At 61.0% G+C, this 18,541-nt stretch carries 16 protein-coding genes; 14 read left to right on the top strand and 2 right to left on the bottom strand.

Annotation, left to right across the window (positions count from 1 at the left end; translation table 11 throughout):
- Positions 1-339: 339 nt before the first annotated feature.
- Complete coding sequence (locus PTZ19_RS09115; protein ID WP_276353888.1) at positions 340-2,277, bottom strand: ABC-F family ATP-binding cassette domain-containing protein; 1,938 nt, start codon at positions 2,275-2,277, stop codon at positions 340-342.
- Between PTZ19_RS09115 and PTZ19_RS09110 the strand changes: the two genes are divergently transcribed.
- The 14 genes from PTZ19_RS09110 to PTZ19_RS09045 all read left to right on the top strand — a co-directional run bounded on the left by PTZ19_RS09110 (position 2,266) and on the right by PTZ19_RS09045 (position 16,576).
- Positions 2,266-2,457 (top strand): hypothetical protein, encoded by a 192-nt coding sequence (locus PTZ19_RS09110; protein ID WP_276353887.1) that lies wholly within the window; start codon positions 2,266-2,268, stop codon positions 2,455-2,457. The two genes, PTZ19_RS09115 and PTZ19_RS09110, sit on opposite strands and share 12 nt — an antisense overlap.
- Positions 2,454-3,116 (top strand): 5-formyltetrahydrofolate cyclo-ligase, encoded by a 663-nt coding sequence (locus PTZ19_RS09105; protein ID WP_276353886.1) that lies wholly within the window; start codon positions 2,454-2,456, stop codon positions 3,114-3,116. The genes PTZ19_RS09110 and PTZ19_RS09105 overlap by 4 nt, the downstream gene beginning before the upstream one ends.
- On the top strand, positions 3,085-3,567 hold the full coding sequence (gene moaC / locus PTZ19_RS09100; protein ID WP_276353885.1) for a cyclic pyranopterin monophosphate synthase MoaC: 483 nt from the start codon (positions 3,085-3,087) through the stop codon (positions 3,565-3,567). The genes PTZ19_RS09105 and moaC overlap by 32 nt, the downstream gene beginning before the upstream one ends.
- 144 nt (positions 3,568-3,711) lie before the next feature.
- Complete coding sequence (locus PTZ19_RS09095) at positions 3,712-4,200, top strand: MogA/MoaB family molybdenum cofactor biosynthesis protein (protein ID WP_276353884.1); 489 nt, start codon at positions 3,712-3,714, stop codon at positions 4,198-4,200.
- 3 nt (positions 4,201-4,203) lie between these two features.
- Positions 4,204-5,256: a molybdopterin-binding protein gene (locus PTZ19_RS09090; RefSeq protein ID WP_276353883.1), complete on the top strand. Its 1,053-nt coding sequence runs from the start codon at positions 4,204-4,206 to the stop codon at positions 5,254-5,256.
- Between the two features lie 63 nt (positions 5,257-5,319).
- Positions 5,320-5,553, top strand: coding sequence for a twin-arginine translocase TatA/TatE family subunit (gene tatA / locus PTZ19_RS09085; RefSeq protein ID WP_276353882.1), 234 nt, complete (start codon positions 5,320-5,322; stop codon positions 5,551-5,553).
- A gap of 978 nt (positions 5,554-6,531) precedes the next feature.
- A complete protein-coding gene (gene tatC / locus PTZ19_RS09080) occupies positions 6,532-7,320 on the top strand; it encodes a twin-arginine translocase subunit TatC (RefSeq protein WP_276353881.1) in 789 nt (262 codons plus the stop codon).
- Between the two features lie 153 nt (positions 7,321-7,473).
- Positions 7,474-8,742, top strand: coding sequence for a methyl-accepting chemotaxis protein (locus tag PTZ19_RS09075; protein ID WP_276353880.1), 1,269 nt, complete (start codon positions 7,474-7,476; stop codon positions 8,740-8,742).
- A gap of 215 nt (positions 8,743-8,957) precedes the next feature.
- Entirely contained in the window at positions 8,958-9,242 is a 285-nt protein-coding gene (gene groES, locus PTZ19_RS09070) for a co-chaperone GroES (RefSeq protein WP_276353878.1), read from the top strand.
- An 86-nt stretch (positions 9,243-9,328) separates the two neighbouring features.
- A complete protein-coding gene (gene groL, locus PTZ19_RS09065; protein WP_276353877.1) occupies positions 9,329-10,957 on the top strand; it encodes a chaperonin GroEL in 1,629 nt (542 codons plus the stop codon).
- 256 nt (positions 10,958-11,213) lie between these two features.
- Positions 11,214-11,939 carry an MBL fold metallo-hydrolase gene (locus PTZ19_RS09060; protein WP_276353876.1) on the top strand — a complete coding sequence of 242 codons (726 nt, stop codon included), beginning with the start codon at positions 11,214-11,216 and terminating at the stop codon, positions 11,937-11,939.
- 17 nt (positions 11,940-11,956) lie between these two features.
- Entirely contained in the window at positions 11,957-14,986 is a 3,030-nt protein-coding gene (locus PTZ19_RS09055) for a hybrid sensor histidine kinase/response regulator (RefSeq protein ID WP_276353875.1), read from the top strand.
- Positions 14,983-16,107 carry a response regulator gene (locus PTZ19_RS09050; RefSeq protein WP_276353874.1) on the top strand — a complete coding sequence of 375 codons (1,125 nt, stop codon included), beginning with the start codon at positions 14,983-14,985 and terminating at the stop codon, positions 16,105-16,107. The genes PTZ19_RS09055 and PTZ19_RS09050 overlap by 4 nt, the downstream gene beginning before the upstream one ends.
- A 103-nt stretch (positions 16,108-16,210) precedes the next feature.
- Positions 16,211-16,576: a response regulator gene (locus PTZ19_RS09045; protein WP_276353873.1), complete on the top strand. Its 366-nt coding sequence runs from the start codon at positions 16,211-16,213 to the stop codon at positions 16,574-16,576.
- A gap of 85 nt (positions 16,577-16,661) precedes the next feature.
- Here PTZ19_RS09045 and PTZ19_RS09040 read toward each other — a convergent pair whose 3' ends face one another.
- Positions 16,662-18,389 carry a methyl-accepting chemotaxis protein gene (locus PTZ19_RS09040; RefSeq protein WP_276353872.1) on the bottom strand — a complete coding sequence of 576 codons (1,728 nt, stop codon included), beginning with the start codon at positions 18,387-18,389 and terminating at the stop codon, positions 16,662-16,664.
- Between the last annotated feature and the right edge of the window lie 152 nt (positions 18,390-18,541).

Genomic DNA, 18,541 nt, shown 5'->3' with positions numbered 1-18,541 from the left:
CGTTCGGCGCCGCAGCGCGTGATTCGGATCCCGTCGGCGGAATGAAAGAAGAGCTTGCGCCCGGTGTGGACAAACTTATCCACACCTCCTGTGAATACTGTGGAGAAATCGGGCAACGCATTGGGGGAGTAAGGGTTGGGAGACGGTGAAAACGGGAGGAGTTTTTCACAGGAGGCATGTGGATGGTGTGGATGATGTGGATGACTCGGTGGAAAAGTGCAGGGAATGGTCAACGGAGCGTAAAAAAAGCTTGCGCGGGACGGCTTTGCGTCGGCTTCCGAAGCCGGGGCGCGATGCCGTTGCCTGTGCAAGCTGTGGATATTTCGGTGGATGGTTTTTTCATTCCTCCATGAGCGCTTCCCATGCGGCGTATGCTTCCTCCAGCCGCACCCTGCGGACGTCCGCCTCCGCCTGTTTCTCCCGGAGCAGCACGTAGTCGGTGCTGACCTCGGGAGAGGCCATCGACTCCTCGAGCGCGGCGATTTCCGCCTCCAGCCGCTCGATCTCCGCTTCCGCCTGCTCCCGCTTGCGGGTGCGGGCCCGCTCCTCGCGCTTGGCCTGCTTTTCCGCTTCGTAATCGTTCGCCGGCGCCGAGGTTTCGACGCCGGGGGAGGAGCCGCGGGGCGAAGCCGGCTGCGAGGACGTCTCCCATTCCGCCAAATCCTTTTTCTTCCGCACCATGTCGTCGTAGTTGCCCAAATAGTTCTCGGTGCCGTCCGGTTGCAGCACGACGATGCGGTCGGCGATCCGGTTCAGGAAATACCGGTCGTGGGAGACGAACAGCAGCGTTCCGTCGTATTCCTCCAGCGCCGCTTCCAGCACTTCCCGGCTCATCAGGTCGAGGTGGTTGGTCGGCTCGTCGAGCACCAGCACGTTCGCCATTTTCAGCATCAGCTTCGACAAGGCGACCCGGGCTTTCTCCCCTCCGCTCAGGGAGGAGATCGTTTTGCGCACGTCCTCGCCGCTGAACAGGAAATTGCCGAGCACGGTGCGGATTTCCGCTTCCGGCTTCTGGGGATACGCGTTCCAGACTTCCTCCAGCACGGTGTTCGTCGGCGTCAGCTCGCGCTGCTCCTGGTCGTAATAGCCGATGGACACGCCCGCCCCCCAGCGGATCGACCCCGTCCGCAGCTCCAGACTGCCGACCAGCGCGCGGAGCAGGGTCGTTTTGCCCACGCCGTTGGGTCCGAGGAGGGCGATGCGTTCTCCTCTCTTTACTTCCATTGAAACGTTTCGAAACAGCGGTTCCATGCCCGGGGAAGGAGCGGCCGACGCATCGTACACCTGGAGCACTTCCTTGCCGCTCCGGCGCTCGGCCGCGAACGAGAAGCTGGCCTGGCGCAGCGTTCCCGGCTTCTCCAGCCGCTCGATCCGCTCCAGCGCGTTCCGGCGGCTTTGCGCGCGGCGGGTCGTGGTGGCGCGGGCGATGTTCCGCTGGATGAAGTCCTCCATGCGGGCGATTTCCTTCTGCTGCTGCTCGAACAGCTTCATGCGCTGGGTGAAGTCGGCGGCTTTCAGTTCCATATACCGCGTGTAGTTCCCCGTGTAGCGGGTGGACGCATGGCGTTCGATTTCCACGATCTGGGTGACGGTCGCGTCGAGGAAATAGCGGTCGTGGGAAACGATGATCATCGCTCCGGAATACGTCCGCAAATATTGCTCCAGCCAGCCCAGCGTATCGATGTCCAGGTGGTTGGTCGGCTCGTCGAGCAGCAGCAGGTCCGGCTGCACGAGCAGCAGGCGGGCGAGCGCCAGGCGGGTGCGCTGTCCGCCGCTGAGCGAAGCGACTTCCGTGTCGGGCGCGAAGGAGCCGAAGCCCATGCCGTGCAGCACGCTGCGGATGCGGTTGTTCATCTCGTAACCGCCCGCTTCGCGGAACCGCTCGACCAGGTCGGCGTATTGGGTCAGCAGCGAGGCGTAGCGGATTTCGTCCGCCTGCTCTTTCGGGTCGCCGACCCGGGCTTCCAGCGCCATCAGCTGCTTTTCTTGTTCCAGCAGGGGCCCGAAAGCGGAGACCATCTCCTCCTGGATGGTGCGGTGCCCCTGAAGCCCGCTGTTTTGCGCCAAATACCCGATGCGAAGCTCCTTGTTTACCTTCGAGACGGAACCGCTGTCCGGCTGCAGCTCGCCCGCGAGGATGCGCAGAAACGTCGATTTCCCCGCCCCGTTAACGCCGACGAGGCCGATGCGGTCCCTTTCGTTCACTTGAATGGATACCCCCGTAAGCACGGGAGTCGTTCCGTAATATTTATGGATGCCTGCGGCTTGAAGAAGCAAGTAAATTCCCTCCGAGAACAAGTAGTAGGGGAGTTTGAAGAGATCACCTCCCAGTTTACCGTAATTCCCGGCAACCGTCCAAAAGGGGAAACTTGGCGGGGACGCGGGCAAGGTGGTACACTGAAGCTAGATTTTCATGGATTTTCAAAACGATTCGGAAAAGGTGGCGGCGGTGCGTGAGCGGCGAGCGGGAGGTCTTGGCGAAAGCGGAGCTGCGCAGGCGGGCGGCGTCCTTGCGGGATGCCATCCCGGCCGCGGAACGGGCCGTCCTCTCCGAGCGGCTGTGCCGGACGGTGGAGCGGGAGGTTCTGGCGCCGCTGCGGGAACGGCTCGGGCGACCGCTCACGGTCGGGGTGTACGCCGCTTTCCGCTCGGAGGCGGATCCGTTGCCGCTCGCTCGGCTCTGTTGGGCGGCCGGCGATGGGACGGCGGCGCCTCGGGTCGTCGGCGACGTTCTGGCATGGCGCGTCGTGCGCGGGCCGGACGATTGGCGTCCCGGCCGGTGGGGGGTGCCGGAACCGGACCTCACGCGTACGGACCCGCTGCCGCCGGAACGTCCGCTGGACGCCGTGCTGGTGCCCGGACTCGCGTTCCATGCGGACGGCAGCCGGCTGGGATACGGCGGCGGCTATTACGACCGGCTGTTCGCGGCGGAAACGGCGCGCGGCAACGGGGAGACGCTGTGGATCGGGTTCGCGTTCTCCCGGCAGTTGACGGCTGACCCGCTGCCGCAGGAACCGCACGATCTGGAGCTGGACGCGCTGGCCACGGACGATGGCGTTTTATGGCTGGATAAGGGGGGTAAAGATGGAACGGACGGACCGACTGACCCATTTTAACGAGCAGGGCCGCGCGAACATGGTCGACGTTACGGAGAAGCCGGTGACGTCGCGGACGGCGCTGGCGGAAGCGTCGGTGCGGATGGCGCCGGAGACGCTGCGGCGGATCAAGGAAGGCGGCGTCGCCAAAGGGGACGTGCTGGCGGTCGCGCAGGTGGCGGGCATCCAGGCGGCCAAAAAAACGTCGGACTGGATCCCGATGTGCCATCCGCTTCCGCTGACTGGCGTCAACCTGCGTTTTGAAGACAACGGACGGGACGTCCTGACGATTACGGCCGAGGTGAAGACGACGGGCCGCACCGGGGTGGAGATGGAAGCCCTCACGGCGGTTTCGGCGGCGGCGCTGACCGTCTACGACATGTGCAAGGCGATCCAGAAAGACATGGCGATCGAGAACGTCCGGTTGCTGGAGAAAACGGGTGGCAAAAGCGGAGATTACTTCGCCGGTTGATCGGAACGGCATAGACGGGGATCGGCTGGATCGGCTGGGTCGGTTAGCTTAGAGAAACATAGAAAAGGTTCCTGGCGAAGGTCTTGCGGACGGCGAACGAACTTGGGAAACGGCTGGGGAATCAGGGGAGCGGGGGGAGAACGCATGCGTTGGAAAGTGGCGCTGCTGTCGGCGAGCGACAAAGGCTCCAGAGGGGAACGCGAGGATACGAGCGCCCAGGTGATCCGGGAGTTGGTGGAGGAAGAACTCGGCGGCGATATCGTCGATTACCGGGTCGTGCCGGACGAACAGGATGAAATCCGGGCCGCCCTGATCGAAATGGCCGATTATTTCCAAGCGGACCTGATCCTGACGACGGGCGGCGTCGGACTGGGCTTCCGGGACGTGACGCCGGAAGCGACGCTGAGGATCGCGGACCGGTCGGTGCCCGGTCTGGCGGAAGCCATGCGTTCTGCCGCGGCCGCCAAGTTCCGCATGAACGCGCTGTTCCGGGGCGTCTGCGCGATCCGGGGGAGGACGCTGATCCTGAACCTGCCCGGCGAACCGAAGGGCGTGAACGACCATTTGATGCCGATCATGGATTTGCTGCCGGAGGCGCTGGCCCAAGTTACCGGCAGGAGAAAGGGGTCTTGAGCCATGTCGATGCGGGAGTCGGAGCTGCCGGACGGAACGACCGTGATCGGCTCCTCCGTCCTAAGGGAAGTGAAGGTGGAGGACGCCGTCGGCTTGGTGCTCGCCCACGACTTGACGCAGATTTTGCCCGGGACGTTCAAGGGGCGGCTGTTCCGCAAAGGCCACAAAGTGACGGAGGAAGACATCCCGAAACTGAAAGATATCGGCAAGGAACATCTTTATGTCATCGAACTCTCGGAAGAAGATTTGCACGAGGATGACGCCGCGTTGAGGATGGCCGCCGCGCTGGCGGGCGATCGGATTGCCTACGGCGAGCCCCATGAGGGGAAAGTGACGCTGAAGTCGGCGTCGGGCGGTCTGGCGTTCGTCGCGCGGGAAGTCGTGGACGCGGTGAACGCGCTCGGCGAAGTCGCGCTGGCCACGGTGTTGAACCACCGGGTCGTGCAGCCGGGCGAGCCGCTCGCCGCGACGCGCGCGATTCCGCTCATCGTGCCGGAGCGGAAAGTCCGGGAGGTGGAGCGGATCGCGGCCGCTTACCGGGAAGCGAACGAAGGACGCGCGCCGCTGGATGTGCGCCCGCTGAGACGCCTTCGGGCGGGGCTGCTGACGACCGGAAGCGAGGTGTTCACCGGGCGCATCCAGGACAAATTCGGGCCGGCGGTAGCCGCCAAGCTGGAGGCGCTCGGCTCTGAGCTGGCCGAGCAGCGCTTCGCGCCGGACGACCGACAAACAATTGTCAAGGAAATTCGCTATTTCCTGTCGCAACGGTATGATATGATATTGGTATCCGGCGGCATGTCTGTCGACCCCGACGACCGGACTCCCGGCGCCATCGCCGAGGCCGGAACGGACATCGTCAGCTACGGAACGCCGATGCTTCCGGGTTCCATGCTGCTGTTCGGCTATTTGGAAGGGGTGCCGGTTTTCGGACTGCCCGGCTGCGTGATGCACGATCCCTATACGTCATTCGACGTCCTGCTGCCCCGCGTGCTGGCGGGGGATCGGATTACGCGGGAAGACATCGTGAGCATGGGTTACGGTGGCCTGCACCGTTAAACGGGTTGCATTCTGCGCAAGCCGATTGTGATCGGAAGTTTACATCGATTGGAGTGAACGACAATGGGCGGTATCGGCGCATCGGGAATCATTTTGCTGGTGCTGATCGCCCTGCTGCTGTTCGGACCGAACAAGCTGCCCGAGCTGGGCAGGGCGTTCGGCCGCACGCTGCGGGAATTCAAGAAAGGCGCGAACGACCTGGTGGACGACAGCCAGGATCGCGGCGCCCGCCGGGTGGACGTTTCTCCGGAGGAGAAACCGGAGCAACCGGCGACGGAACGGCGCCTCCCGGAATAAGCCGAGGTCGCGCGGGGGCGGCTGCATCTCGCAGCCGCCTTTGTTCGCGTTTGCAGGCGCGGACGTTTGCGGTCGCGAGCGCGATAGCGTACGTGATACGCTAATTCGGCGGAGTTGCGAGGCTGAATGGGCGATAGCGCACGTGATACGCTAATTCGGCGGACTGGCGAGGCTGAATGCGCGATAGCGTATGTGATACGCTAATTCGGCGGAGTGGCGAGGCTGAAGGCGCAATAGCGTACGTGATACGCTGATTCGGCGGAGTAGCGAGGCAGAAGGCGCGATAGCGTATGTGATACGCTAATTCGGCGGAGTGGCGAGGCTGAAGGCGCAATAGCGTACGTGATACGCTGATTCGGCGGAGTAGCGAGGCAGAAGGCGCGATAGCGTATGTGATACGCTAATTCGGCGGAGTGGCGAGGCTGAATGCGCGATAGCGTACGTGATACGCTAATTCGGCGGAGTGGCGAGGCAGAAGGCGCGATAGCGTACGTAGTACGCTAATTCGGCGGAGTGGCGATGCTGAATGCGCGATAGCGTACGTGATACGCTAATTTGGCGGAGTGGCGAGGCAGAAGGCGCAATAGCGTACGTGATACGCTAATTTGGCGGAGTGGCGAGGCTGAATGCGCGATAGCGTATGTGATACGCTAATTCGGCGGAGTGGCGAGGCTGAAGGCGCAATAGCGTACGTGATACGCTGATTCGGCGGAGTAGCGAGGCAGAAGGCGCGATAGCGTATGTGATACGCTAATTCGGCGGAGTGGCGAGGCCGAATGCACGATAGCGTACGTGATACGCTAATTCGGCGGAGTCACGAGGTTGAATACAATATAGAGCATGTCATGCGCTAATTCGGCGAAATCACGTGTCGGAGACAATGTTGAGAGCGGACTAAAAAGCCGCAATCGCACATCATTCATCATTCGAGCCGGGAGCGAGGCCCGGCCTTGACTTCGTTAAGGAGGTTCCCGCCCCATGGCGCAACAAACCGGCTCCGCAGATCAACGCGCGGACGGCGAGATGTCGATCTGGGATCACATCGGAGAGCTGCGCAGGCGCATCATCTATTCGCTGATCGTGTTCGCGCTCGGCATGGCCGGCGGCTTGTTCGGCGCCCAGCCGCTGTTCGATTATTTGGTGGCCGCCGCGCCCGCCGAGCACTTGGAGCTGCACGCGTTCTCCCCTTGGGACGCGATCGGGCTGTACATGAAGTTCGCCGTGCTGATTTCTTTCGTGGCCGCGATCCCCTTCGCCTTCTACCAGCTGTGGGCGTTCGTGAAGCCGGCGATCGGCCCGCGGGAACGGCGGGCCACGCTTCGGTACATTCCGGGCGCGCTCCTGATGTTCCTGATCGGCTTGTCGTTCGCGTATTACGTCGTGTTCCCGATGGCCTATTATTTTACCGAGCGGGTTACCGCCAGCATGGGATTGGAGCAAACCTACGGGCTCACCCAATATTTCTCGTTCTTGTTCAACCTGCTCCTGCCGATTTCCCTTCTGTTCGAACTGCCGCTCGTCATCATGTTCCTGTCGAGAATCGGCATCTTGAATCCGGCGTTGCTGAAGAAAATGAGACGGGTCGCTTGGTTCGTCATGGTGGTCATCGGCGTTATCATCACGCCTCCGGACGTCATTTCGGATTTGCTGGTTGCGATCCCGCTGATCGTCCTGTTCGAATTCAGCGTGTTCCTGTCCGGAATCGCCCATCGCAAACGAATGGAGGCCCGCAGGGCCAGAGAGCTCGAACTCGAAAACGAATCCTGATCCGCTTGGGGGAGCGCCCCGGCGGATTTTTTTTGCCATGCTTGATCGAACTGCTCGGTTCTTGTCAAATTTTGATACTCGGACGCCCGAAATTATGGTACACTTTATGGAAAAGGCTTACATAAGGTTTTATATTCCGGGAGGAGTCGAAGGATGCGCAATCTGTCGCTGCGTCAGAAGTTTTTTGTCGGTTTCGGGATCCAGGCTGTTTTGATCGTTTTGGCATTCGTTCTGCTGGTAGCGAGCCACTCGGACGATTTCGCCCTGGTCTTGGAAACGGGAATCATTCTGTTGGTCTTGCTTGGCGTGAGCGCGTTCATCTGCGTTCTGCAGGGACGCAATATCGCGGACACGATCGGCCAGGTCACCTCCACCTTGAGGAACATCGCTTCGTCGGGCGGGGATTTGACCCGGAGGATCCACGTGCGCAGCAACAACGACGAAATCGGCGAGCTGGTCGGCGCCGCCAACGGGATGCTGGACGGCTTGCAGAATTTGATCAAAGCGCTGCGCGACAGCACGGCCGAACTGGCCGCGGCTTCGATCCACCTGAAGCAGGGTGCCGAAGAGAACGCCAGAGTGAGCAGCGAAGTGTCGAAAGCGGTGGAAAGGGTCGCCGCGGGCTCCGAGACGCAAGTCGCGCAGTCGCAGGAAATCACCGCCGTCATGCAGGAGACGCTGGACGGCTTGAACCAAGTCGCCTCCACGACGACCGGCGTCTCCGATTCGGCGCAGTCGACCCGCGTCCGCGCCGAGGAAGGCTCCGAGCTGATGCGGACCAACTCGGAGGAAATCTCCCAGGTGGAAACGGCGTTCCGTTCGCTGCAAGAAACGGTGCGCGGCTTGAACCACAAGTCGGAGCAAGTCCGGGAAGTCATCGGGTACATCTCCGAAGTGTCCAACCAGACCAACCTGCTGGCGCTGAACGCCGCCATCGAGGCGGCGCGGGCCGGCGAGCACGGCCGCGGTTTCGCGGTCGTCGCCGGAGAGATCCGCAAGCTGGCGGACCAGACGCAGCAGTCGGCCGTACAAATCGGCGATACGCTCGAGGCGATGTCGGGGGATATCGAGAAGGTCGCCGCCATGTTCGAGCAAAGCGCGAGCCAAGTGTTCACGACGGTAGAGGGAATGCGGGGCGCGGAAGTCTCGTTCCGCGAAATCGTGGGCAGCGTCACCCAACTCAGCGGAAGCCTGCTGGAAGTGGCCGCCTCCGTCGAACAGATGACGGCCGGAAGCGCGTCCGTGCTCCAGTCGATCCAGAACATCGCGCGCATCACCGAAGAGACCGCTTCGTTCACCGAACAGGTATCGGCAATGACGCAGCAACAGCTCTCTTCCACGGAAGAAATGGCCAAAACCGCCGACAACCTCAGCACGATGGCCTCCCGCCTCAAAGGGCTCGTAGGCAACCTCAAAGCTTGAGAATGAAGGCTTGCCCATTCGGGCAAACTGGGCATTATGCCCGCTCGGAAAGGGACCCGCAGCCGTCTGTGGGTCTCTTTCATTTTTTTGGTTCCGGGGACTTGAAAACCGTAAACAAAATCAGTATGATTAGAAATGGTTATTAGCACTTAAGTCGATTGAGTGCTAACAGTACCAAATCCACCCTTTACCTGAATCAGAAGGAGGCTATTTTCATGATCAAACCTTTGGGAGACCGCGTATTGGTCGAAGCGATCGCCAAGGAAGAGAAAACCGCCAGCGGCATCGTGCTGCCGGACACGGCGAAAGAAAAGCCGCAAGAAGGCAAAGTTATCGCCGTAGGCAGCGGCTCGCTCAATAAAGACGGGCAGCGCGTGGCGCTCGAAGTGAAGGAAGGCGACCGCGTTCTGTTCTCGAAGTATGCGGGAACGGAAATCAAGTACGACGGCAAAGAGTATTTGATTATGAAAGAAAGCGACATCCACGCAATCGTCGGCTAAGAGAAAACGGCCGAACCCACATAAGGAACGCCCCTTCGCGGCAAGCGGGGGATTGAAAGCTCTTGAATTCAAGGAGGGTACTTAAGATGGCGAAGGAAATCAAATTCAGCGAAGACGCGCGCCGCGCGATGCTTCGCGGGGTAGACGCCCTGGCGAACGCCGTGAAAGTGACGCTGGGCCCGAAAGGCCGCAACGTCGTTCTGGAGAAGAAATTCGGATCCCCGCTGATCACCAACGACGGCGTGACGATCGCGAAGGAAATCGAACTGGAAGACGCGTTCGAGAACATGGGCGCTCAACTGGTGAAAGAAGTTGCTACGAAAACGAACGACGTCGCCGGCGACGGTACGACGACGGCAACCGTTCTGGCCCAAGCCATGATCCGCGAAGGCCTGAAAAACGTAACCGCGGGCGCGAACCCGATGGTCGTCCGCAAGGGCATCGACAAAGCGGTAAAAGCCGCCGTTACGGAACTGAAAGCCATCTCCAAGCAAGTCGAGGGCCGCAACAACATCGCGCAAGTCGCCGCGATTTCCGCCGCTGACGACGAAGTCGGCGAGCTGATCGCGGACGCGATGGAGAAAGTCGGCAAAGACGGCGTCATCACCGTCGAAGAGTCCAAAGGCTTCCAGACGGACCTGGAAGTCGTCGAAGGGATGCAGTTCGACCGCGGATACATTTCCCCGTACATGATCACGGATACGGACAAAATGGAAGCCGTGCTCGACAACCCGTACATCCTGATCACCGACAAGAAAATCTCCAACATCCAAGAGATTCTGCCGGTACTCGAGAAAGTCGTCCAAACGGGCAAACAGCTGCTCATCATCGCGGAAGACATCGAAGGCGAAGCGCTCGCTACGCTGCTCGTCAACCGTCTGCGCGGCACGTTCACCTGCGTCGGCGTGAAAGCTCCGGGCTTCGGCGACCGCCGCAAAGCGATGCTGCAAGACATCGCGGCGCTTACGGGCGGCACGGTGATCACCGAAGAGCTCGGCCTTGAGCTGAAAGCCACGACGCCGCAGCAACTGGGTTCGGCCCGCCAAATCCGCATCAACAAAGAAAACACGATCATCGTCGACGGCGCAGGCAACAAAGCCGACATCGACGCTCGCGTCAACCAAATCAAAGCGCAAATCGAAGAAACGACCTCCGACTTCGACCGCGAGAAGCTGCAAGAGCGTCTGGCGAAGCTGGCCGGCGGCGTAGCCGTCATCAAAGTCGGCGCCGCTACCGAGACCGAGCTGAAAGAGCGCAAGCTGCGCATCGAAGACGCGCTGAACGCAACCCGCGCTGCCGTTGAAGAAGGCATCGTTTCCGGCGGCGGTACCGCTCTCGTGAACGTCTACAATGCCGTAGCGTCCGTTCAAGCGGAAGGCGACGAGAAAACGGGCGTCAACATCGTGCTGCGCGCGCTGGAAGAACCGATCCGCACGATCGCTTCCAACGCCGGCCAAGAAGGCTCCGTCATCGTCGAGCGCCTGAAGAAGGAAGCGGTCGGCACGGGCTACAACGCCGCGACCGGCGAATGGGTCAACATGTTCGAAGCCGGCATCATCGACCCGGTGAAGGTGACCCGTTCCGCGCTGCAGAACGCCGCATCCGTTGCCGCGATGCTGCTGACGACCGAAGCCGTCATCGCCGACAAGCCGGAGAAAGAAAAAGCCGCTCCTGGCGGAATGCCGGGCGGAATGGGCGGCATGGACATGATGTAAATCTCGCGTCCGGCTCCCCGCGAGCCGCGCGCAGGCGCAAGAACCTTGCCTGAGGGAAACCTCGGCAAGGTTCTTTTTATTTTCAAGGAAATTATGCAACATCATTTCCTGTGCCTTTACCGGGGGCTCCCCCCAAAGTAATCGGACTAAGCTGCAGAGCATCGCGTCACTTTTGGGGGATTTCTACGCAAATAAAGGAATTTTTTGTCGAACGGCGAAAAAGTTAGAATCAGCATTGCTGCAGGGGGACCATCGGATGGATTTGCTCATGCTCGGTACCGGAGGGGGCTTTTACAAAAAGCTGTACCCTAACAACGCCCTTCTCGATTTGAACGGTTACCGCCTGCTGATCGACTGCGGCAGCACGGCCACCCGGTCGCTGCACGAGTTGGGTTTGTCCTGGGAGAAGGACATCGACGGGGTGCTCGTGACGCATCTCCATTCGGGGCATGTCGGAGGGCTGGAAGAAATCGCGCTGGACGGCAAGTTCAAATACAAGAAAAAGATCGATCTGTTCGCCGCCGAGGACCTCTTGGATCCGCTGTGGGAGCACTGCTTGAAAGGCGGGACCGCGGACGGTCCATCCGACCGCCTGGACGATTTTTTCAACGTCAAGCCGATGAAGCACGGGGAAACCGTATCGATCCACGGGATGCCGGCGGAATTGGTCCGCACGCTTCACGTGCCCGGCAAAAGCAGCAGCGGCCTTCGGATCGGCCCGCTTTATTACAGCTCCGACGCCCAATTCGACGAACGGCTCCTCCTGGAACTGCAGGAGCGCGTCCGGTTCATTTTCCACGACTGCTCGTTGGAACCCGCTCGGCACCATGCTTCTTTGGACCAATTGGCCACCTTGCCGGAGTCCGTCCAGGAGAAAATCCGGCTCATGCATTATTCGGACGATCCGCGGCGCTACCTCGCGCATGGGCGGATCGGGAAGATGCGCCTGCTGGAGCAGCATGTCCGCTATTCCATTTCGTGAAATAAGGGACTAATCGCGTGAATAAAACTGGGAAACTGGTCATGGTCGCCGCGGCGTTTCTCGTCTTGGCCGCGCTGCGATGGGGCTGGGGGTACGAGACGCACCGGTCGGATCCGAAGGCGGTGAACGGCGAAATCGACCTGACCCGCTGGAAACCGGATGCGGATCGGATGATCCCGCTCAAAGGCGAATGGGAGTTTTACCCGAACCGGCTGATCGGACCGGGGGAACCGTTCCCGGAAGCCGAAAGGCGGCTGGTCCGCGTCCCCGGCGGGTGGGATCGGCTGATGGCTTCCCCTTTCGGTTACGGAACTTACCGGCTGAACATCCGCATGCCCGATCCGGGCCAAGCCGGGAAACGGACTTATACGCTCCAAACCTCGATTATCCGCAGCGCCAGCACCTTGTACGTGAACGGCGTTCGGATCGGAGGCAGCGGAACGCCGGGCGCCTCCCGCGCCGACACGAAGGCGCTCGTCATGCCCGTCGCGGCTTCTTTCGGTATGGGCGGCGGCACCGCGCAAGTGGTCGTTCAGGCGGCCAATTACGACTACGCCCGGCTGGGCGGCATCGCGCATACGGTCAAATTGGGCCTTGCCGCGGCGGCGGAACGGGAGAACGTAATCCGAACCGCCGAACACGGAATGCTGATGGGGATATTCTTCGTCTGCACCGTCTTTTTCCTCATGCTCTATTTTTTCCGCCGGCAAAATCGGGAGCTGCTCTATTTCGCGCTTTTCTTCTGGATGTCCCTGCTGTTTTGGATGACCCACGACGAAAAGCTGCTGTTCCGGTTGCTGCCGGACGTGCCCTATGGGCTGCAAGTCAAGCTGCAGATGATTCCTTCGCCGCTCCTGTTCGCCTGTCTGCTCGGGTTCGTGAACGCCATGTATCCGCAGCACGCCCGCCGTAAGGCCGTGCGCTTGGCGTTCGCGGCAGCGGCCGCGCTGGCGGCTTTGTATGCGCTGACCCCCGTTTCCTTGTTTTCCAGAAGCGAATTCGCGTTATTCGGCTACGACTTGTTCGTCGTCCTCTACGCGATTTCGATTCTCGTCAAGGAGTACTACCGGGGGAACCGGGATTCCATCTATTCGCTGCTGGCGGCCGGGTGTATTATGAACGAGGGCATCTTCCAAGGGCTGTACTACATGGGAGCGGACCGGCTGCAGGGGATGTTCCCGGCCGAGAAAATCGGGTTCATTCTCGTCATGGCGTTCGTCATCGCGAAGCGGTTTTTCAAAGGCATGAAGGAAATCGAGACTTTGTCGCAGCGACTGCTGGTGGCCGACCGGCTGAAGAACGATTTCCTCGCGACGACGTCCCAGGAAATCCGGCTTCCGCTGCACGGCATGATCAATATGGCCGAAGTGATGCTGGGCGACGACCTCCCGAACGAACGGCAGCGGGAACGGCTGGAGCGGCTAATGGCGACCGGCAGGCGGTTGTCCTCCTTGCTGAACGACATGCTCGACTTGTCCAAGCTGAACGAAGGCGCGCTCGAACTCGAGCCCCGGTCTCTCGACGTCCGCATGCTCGTAGGCGGCGTGACCGAGGTCATGCGGTATTTGAAGGACGGCGGATCGGTCCGGTTCGATAACCGGGTTGCTCCGGGCTTGCCTCCGGTATGTGCGGACGAGCACCGGATGACGCAGATCCTGTTCCATCTGTTCCATTATTCCGTCGGCTGGGGGGCGCAAGGCGAGGTCCGGATCGAAGCGGACCGGCTGGACCCGAACGAATTCGTCGGCGTGGAAATCGTGGCGGCGCGAGAGAACGGAATCCGGTCCGAGATCGGCGGTTTCGGAGGCCGATCGGACGAAGGCGCTTCCACCTTGAGCACGGACATCAGCCGCAAGCTGCTGGAGCTGCACGGCAGCGGGCTTGACGTATCGGAAGAGAACCATGAATTGCGCATTCGCTTCCGGCTGCCGATTGCCCGGGAAGAGCCGGAATCCCCGGAATGGGGTGGGGCGCTGACGGAGGTCGCGGCCGGATTGGCGGAACGGGAAGAAGCGGCCGTCCGGCGGCACGCCGCGGCGGGCGCCCCCCGGGTGCTGGTCGTGGACGACGACCCGGTCAGCCTTCGGATGATTTTCGACATTCTGGTCCAGGAGAAGCTCGACGTCACCGCGGTGACGGACGGCGAAGAAGCGCTGCGGAGGATCGAAAACGAAGGAGGATGGGACCTCGTGGTGCTGGAGGCGATGCTCTCTCGCGTTTCCGGCTACGACCTCTGCCGCGAAATCCGGCGCAGCCGCTCGTTCTACGATCTTCCGGTGCTGTTCCTGACCGCCCGCAGCATGCCGGCGTTTTTGCTGGTCGGCTTCGACGCGGGCGCCAACGACTACGTCACCAAACCGGTTCGCACCTCCGAGTTTCTGGCGAAGATCCGTACGCTGCTCCACATGAAGCAGTCGATCCGGGAACGTCTGGATATCGAGATGGCGCTGATCCAGGCGCAAATCAAACCCCATTTTCTGTACAACACGCTGAATACGATCGCGAGTCTGAGCGAGGTCGATCCGGACCGCACGCGGGAACTGCTGGCGGAGTTCGGCAGTTATCTGCAGCACTCGTTCGACCTGAGAAATCTGGACAGCAAAGTGCCGTTCGAGAAGGAGTGGGCCCTCGTACAGTCGTATTTGAACATCGAGAAGGCACGGTTCGGCGAGCGGATCCGCATCACCGCCGACCTGCCCATGAACGTCTCCTTCATGCTGCCGCCGCTGACGATCCAGCCTCTCGTCGAGAACGCCTTGAAGCACGGCATCCTCAAACGGTTGGAGGGCGGCTGGCTGCACATTCGGGCGGCCGAGGAAGACGGGGGGATCCGGATATCCGTCCGCGACAACGGCGCCGGCATTCCGCCGGCGAAAAAAGCCGCCGTTCTGGAGGGGACCTACCGGGACGGAATCGGGCTTGTCAACGTGAACCGAAGATTGAAAAACGCCTACGGCCAAGGCTTGGCCATCGATAGCATAGAGGGAGAGGGGACGGAAGTGAGCTTCCGGATTCCGATTCCGCAGGACAGGGAGGCGGAAGCGTGAAAGCGATCGTCGTCGACGATGAATGGCTGGCGCTGGAGAGCATGGTGCGGCTGTTGAACCGTCTTGAAGTCGAGGTAGCGGCCACTTTTCAAAATCCGATCGAAGCGCTCAAGTCGGACTTGTGGGATGGCGTGGAAGCGGCGTTCGTCGACATCGACATGCCGGGGATGAACGGCCTGGAGCTGGCCGCCCGCCTGCAGTCGAACGACCCCGGCTTGGAAATCGTCTTCGTCACCGCCTACGATCAATACGCGGTCAACGCGTTCGAGCTCGCGGCCGCCGATTATTTGCTCAAGCCGATCCGGATCGCCCGGTTGGAGACGACGCTGGAGCGGCTGAACCAACGAAGACGGCTTCCTCCCCCGGAGAAGGAAGCGCCTCCGCCGGTCTTGTGCTGCATGCACGACTTGGGCGTGGCGGGTCCGGACGGCAAGGTGACCGGCATCAACTGGAGAACCTCCAAAGCGAAGGAATTGTTCGCCTACCTGGTCCATTCCCGCGACCGGGCCGTTTCGAAAGAGCAGCTGCACGATTTGCTGTGGCCCGACCTCGACACGGACAAAGCGATGGCCAACCTGCATACGACGGTCTATCAAATCCGCCAAACGCTGAAGGCCGAACGGCTTCCCGTCCAAATCGTGTATACCGGAGGCCGCTACCGGGTGGAACTCGGAGGGTTGCCGCTCGACACCGAGCTATGGGAAGAAGCCCTCACCCAAGCGGCGATCGGCATGGACGAAGGCCAGCTGTTCCGGCTTCTGCTGGAAGGTTACCGGGGGGATTACCTGCAGGTGGAAGGCTATCTGTGGGCGGAGAACGAGCGGGAACGGCTGCGGATCAAATGGCTGCAGCAAGCGACCGATCAGGGCGTCCGGTTGGAGGTGGCGGGGCTGCCGGGGGACGCCATCCGCCTGTACCAAACGATCCAAGAACGGTTCCCGATCTGGGAGGCCAGCTACATGGGGCTGATGAGGGCATACGACCAGATCGGCAACGCCGCCGAGGTCATGGGCCAATACGCCAAACTGCAGCGGGTGTTGGACGAGGAGCTGGGCCTCGCGCCCGAACGGGAGATCGCGGAATGGTATGAGCGCTGGACCGCCCAGCGGGGGGCGACTTGACCGGGACCGGGAACCGTTCAGGAATTGTTCAGTCCGTTTTTCTAGAATGTCCCTAACAAGCAGTGCAGTGGACGTTTCGACGGAAACGGGTGGGGGTTCGGACATGTCAAGCATCATGATCGTCGACGATGCGGCTTTTTTGCGGGCGATGCTCAAGGAAATTCTGGTCCAGGGCGGGCATGAGGTCGTGACCGAGGCTTCCAATGGGGAAGAAGCGGTCGAGAAATACAAGGCCTTCCGGCCGGATTTGGTGACGATGGACATCACGATGCCGGTAATGGAGGGGCTCGAGGCGCTCCGGGAGATCCGGAAGATCGACCCGAAGGCAAAGGTCGTCATGTGCTCGGCCGTCGGACAACGGCAGCTCATCCTGGACGCGATCCAATCCGGAGCCAAAGATTTCATCGTGAAGCCATTCCAAAGCAGCCGGGTGCTAGAGGCCGTCAATAAGGCGCTCGCCGTTCTGTAAATGCCATAAACGACCGGAAAAAGCCGGAACCTCCGAGCCGCGGGATGCGGGTGACGAGGTTCCGGCTTGATTCATGAACGACGTTCTATAGTTTGAAGGATACGACCGCCCGGTTCAACCGCTCGATGATTTCCTCCATTTGCTCCGAAGTTTTCGACAGCCCTTCCGAGAGCGCCAGCTGTTCCTCGGTCGCCGAGCTGACGTTCTGGGCTTTGCGGGAAATTTCCCCGGCGGACGCGGCGGCTTGTTCCATGCCGGCCGTCAGCTCTTGTGAGCTCGCGGACATTTGCTCCGTCACCGCGGAGCTGTCCTGGATCTGGTCCGCCACTTCCCGGATGGAGGCCAGAATCGTTTCGAAGCCCGCCGCCGCTTCCTTCATGATCGCCGATCCTTGCTCGGTTTGGCGAATCGCCGTTTGCATCCGCTCCGACGTCCGCTCGATTTCCCCCCTTGTTTCCCCGATCAACTCCTCGATTTCCGCGGCCGATTCCAGCGACCCGGCGGCCAGCTTGCGGATTTCCACCGCGACGACCGCGAAGCCTTTGCCTTGCTCGCCGGCCCGAGCCGCCTCGATGCCGGCGTTCAGCGCCAATATATTCGTCTGGTTGGCGAAACCCGTGATTTTCCCGGTGATGCTGCCGATCTGTTCCGACTTCTCCGTCAATACGGCGATGCTGCGGCCAAGCTCGTCCATGGATTGGGAGATCTGGTCAAGCTGCGTTTCCAGCCGCAGAAGCTGCTCGTTGCCGGTTTCGGCTTGCCGGCTCGTCGTCGCGGCATGATCCGAGACGGTTCCGGTATTCTCGGCGATGCGCTGCACCCCGATGGCCATTTCGGAGATCGCTTTGGACGAGTCCGACGTGATCGCCGTTTGCCGGTCCACCAGCACGGCGACTTCCTGGATGTTCCGGGCGACTTGGTCGGCCGAGTCGGCCGAATCCCGGGCGCCTGCGGACAGTTGCCGGGAAGATTCGGATACGGACAAGGTATTCTCTTTGATTTGTCCGATCAGCGTCTTCATGTTCGCGGTCATGACGTCCACCGATTGCAGGATCGCTCCCAGCTCGTTCCGCGCGTACTTCGTTTCGGGCGGCGTTCTCAGGTCGCCTTCGGCCACCCGCCTCGTCCGGTCCAGAATGGCCCGGACCGCCCGGCTGATCTGCCGGACGAACAGGAAGCCCAGGAGAAGCAGGACGACCCATTCGACCGAGACGGAGGCGAGGATTTGCACCCGGCTGTTGTCGTTTTCGCGTTTGATGGCGGCGGTTCGGTCCTGCGCATAGGCATCGATGGCATCCGTGAACGCGTTGATGTTTTCCCGCGATCGGTTAAATTGGCCGAGCAGCGACTGTTCTTGATCCGCCGGGAAATCGTTCCGGTCGAGACGGTCTTGGGCGGAGGCGGCCCATTGTTCGAATTGAAGCGCGGCTTGCGTCAGCACCTCCAGGAAAGGACGCCCGTCCTCCGCTTTCAGGACGTTTTCGAGACCGAACCGGCGGATAAGCTCCGTCGTCCGTTTGAGCCGGTCGCCGGCTTGCGCGGCATTGTCCTTTAAATCTTTCACGGCCGCGTCGCGGGCGCTGCCGGAGGCATGCTGCGCCGTCATGTAGGCCGTCAAGGCTTGGTACATGTCCCGGTCCGCGTTCAGCGCGAGGCTGGAGCTTTGGTATGCGCTTTCATAAAGGATTTCGGAAAGGCGCTTGGTGTTGGAGGCGTTGACTTGCAGCAAATAGACGACGATACCTGCAAGCAGAAGGAGAGGAATAAGAAGCATGAGCAAGAGCTTCGTTCTGACGGACAGGCTGCTGGACATGGGCGGAGTCTCCTCGATTGGCTAAGTGTGTATGGTATCACACCCAGTTTACGACATTTTGCTGCGCGGGATAAGAGGGCAGAGTAGAAATTTGTCGATTTTCAAGGAAATTCGACAACGTTCCGGGGTGGACGGTGAATGAGCCGATTGAC

The sequence above is a fragment of the Cohnella caldifontis genome (assembly GCF_029360585.1).
Taxonomy (GTDB): domain Bacteria; phylum Bacillota; class Bacilli; order Paenibacillales; family Paenibacillaceae; genus Cohnella; species Cohnella caldifontis.
This window is presented reverse-complemented; position numbering and strand designations above follow the sequence as displayed.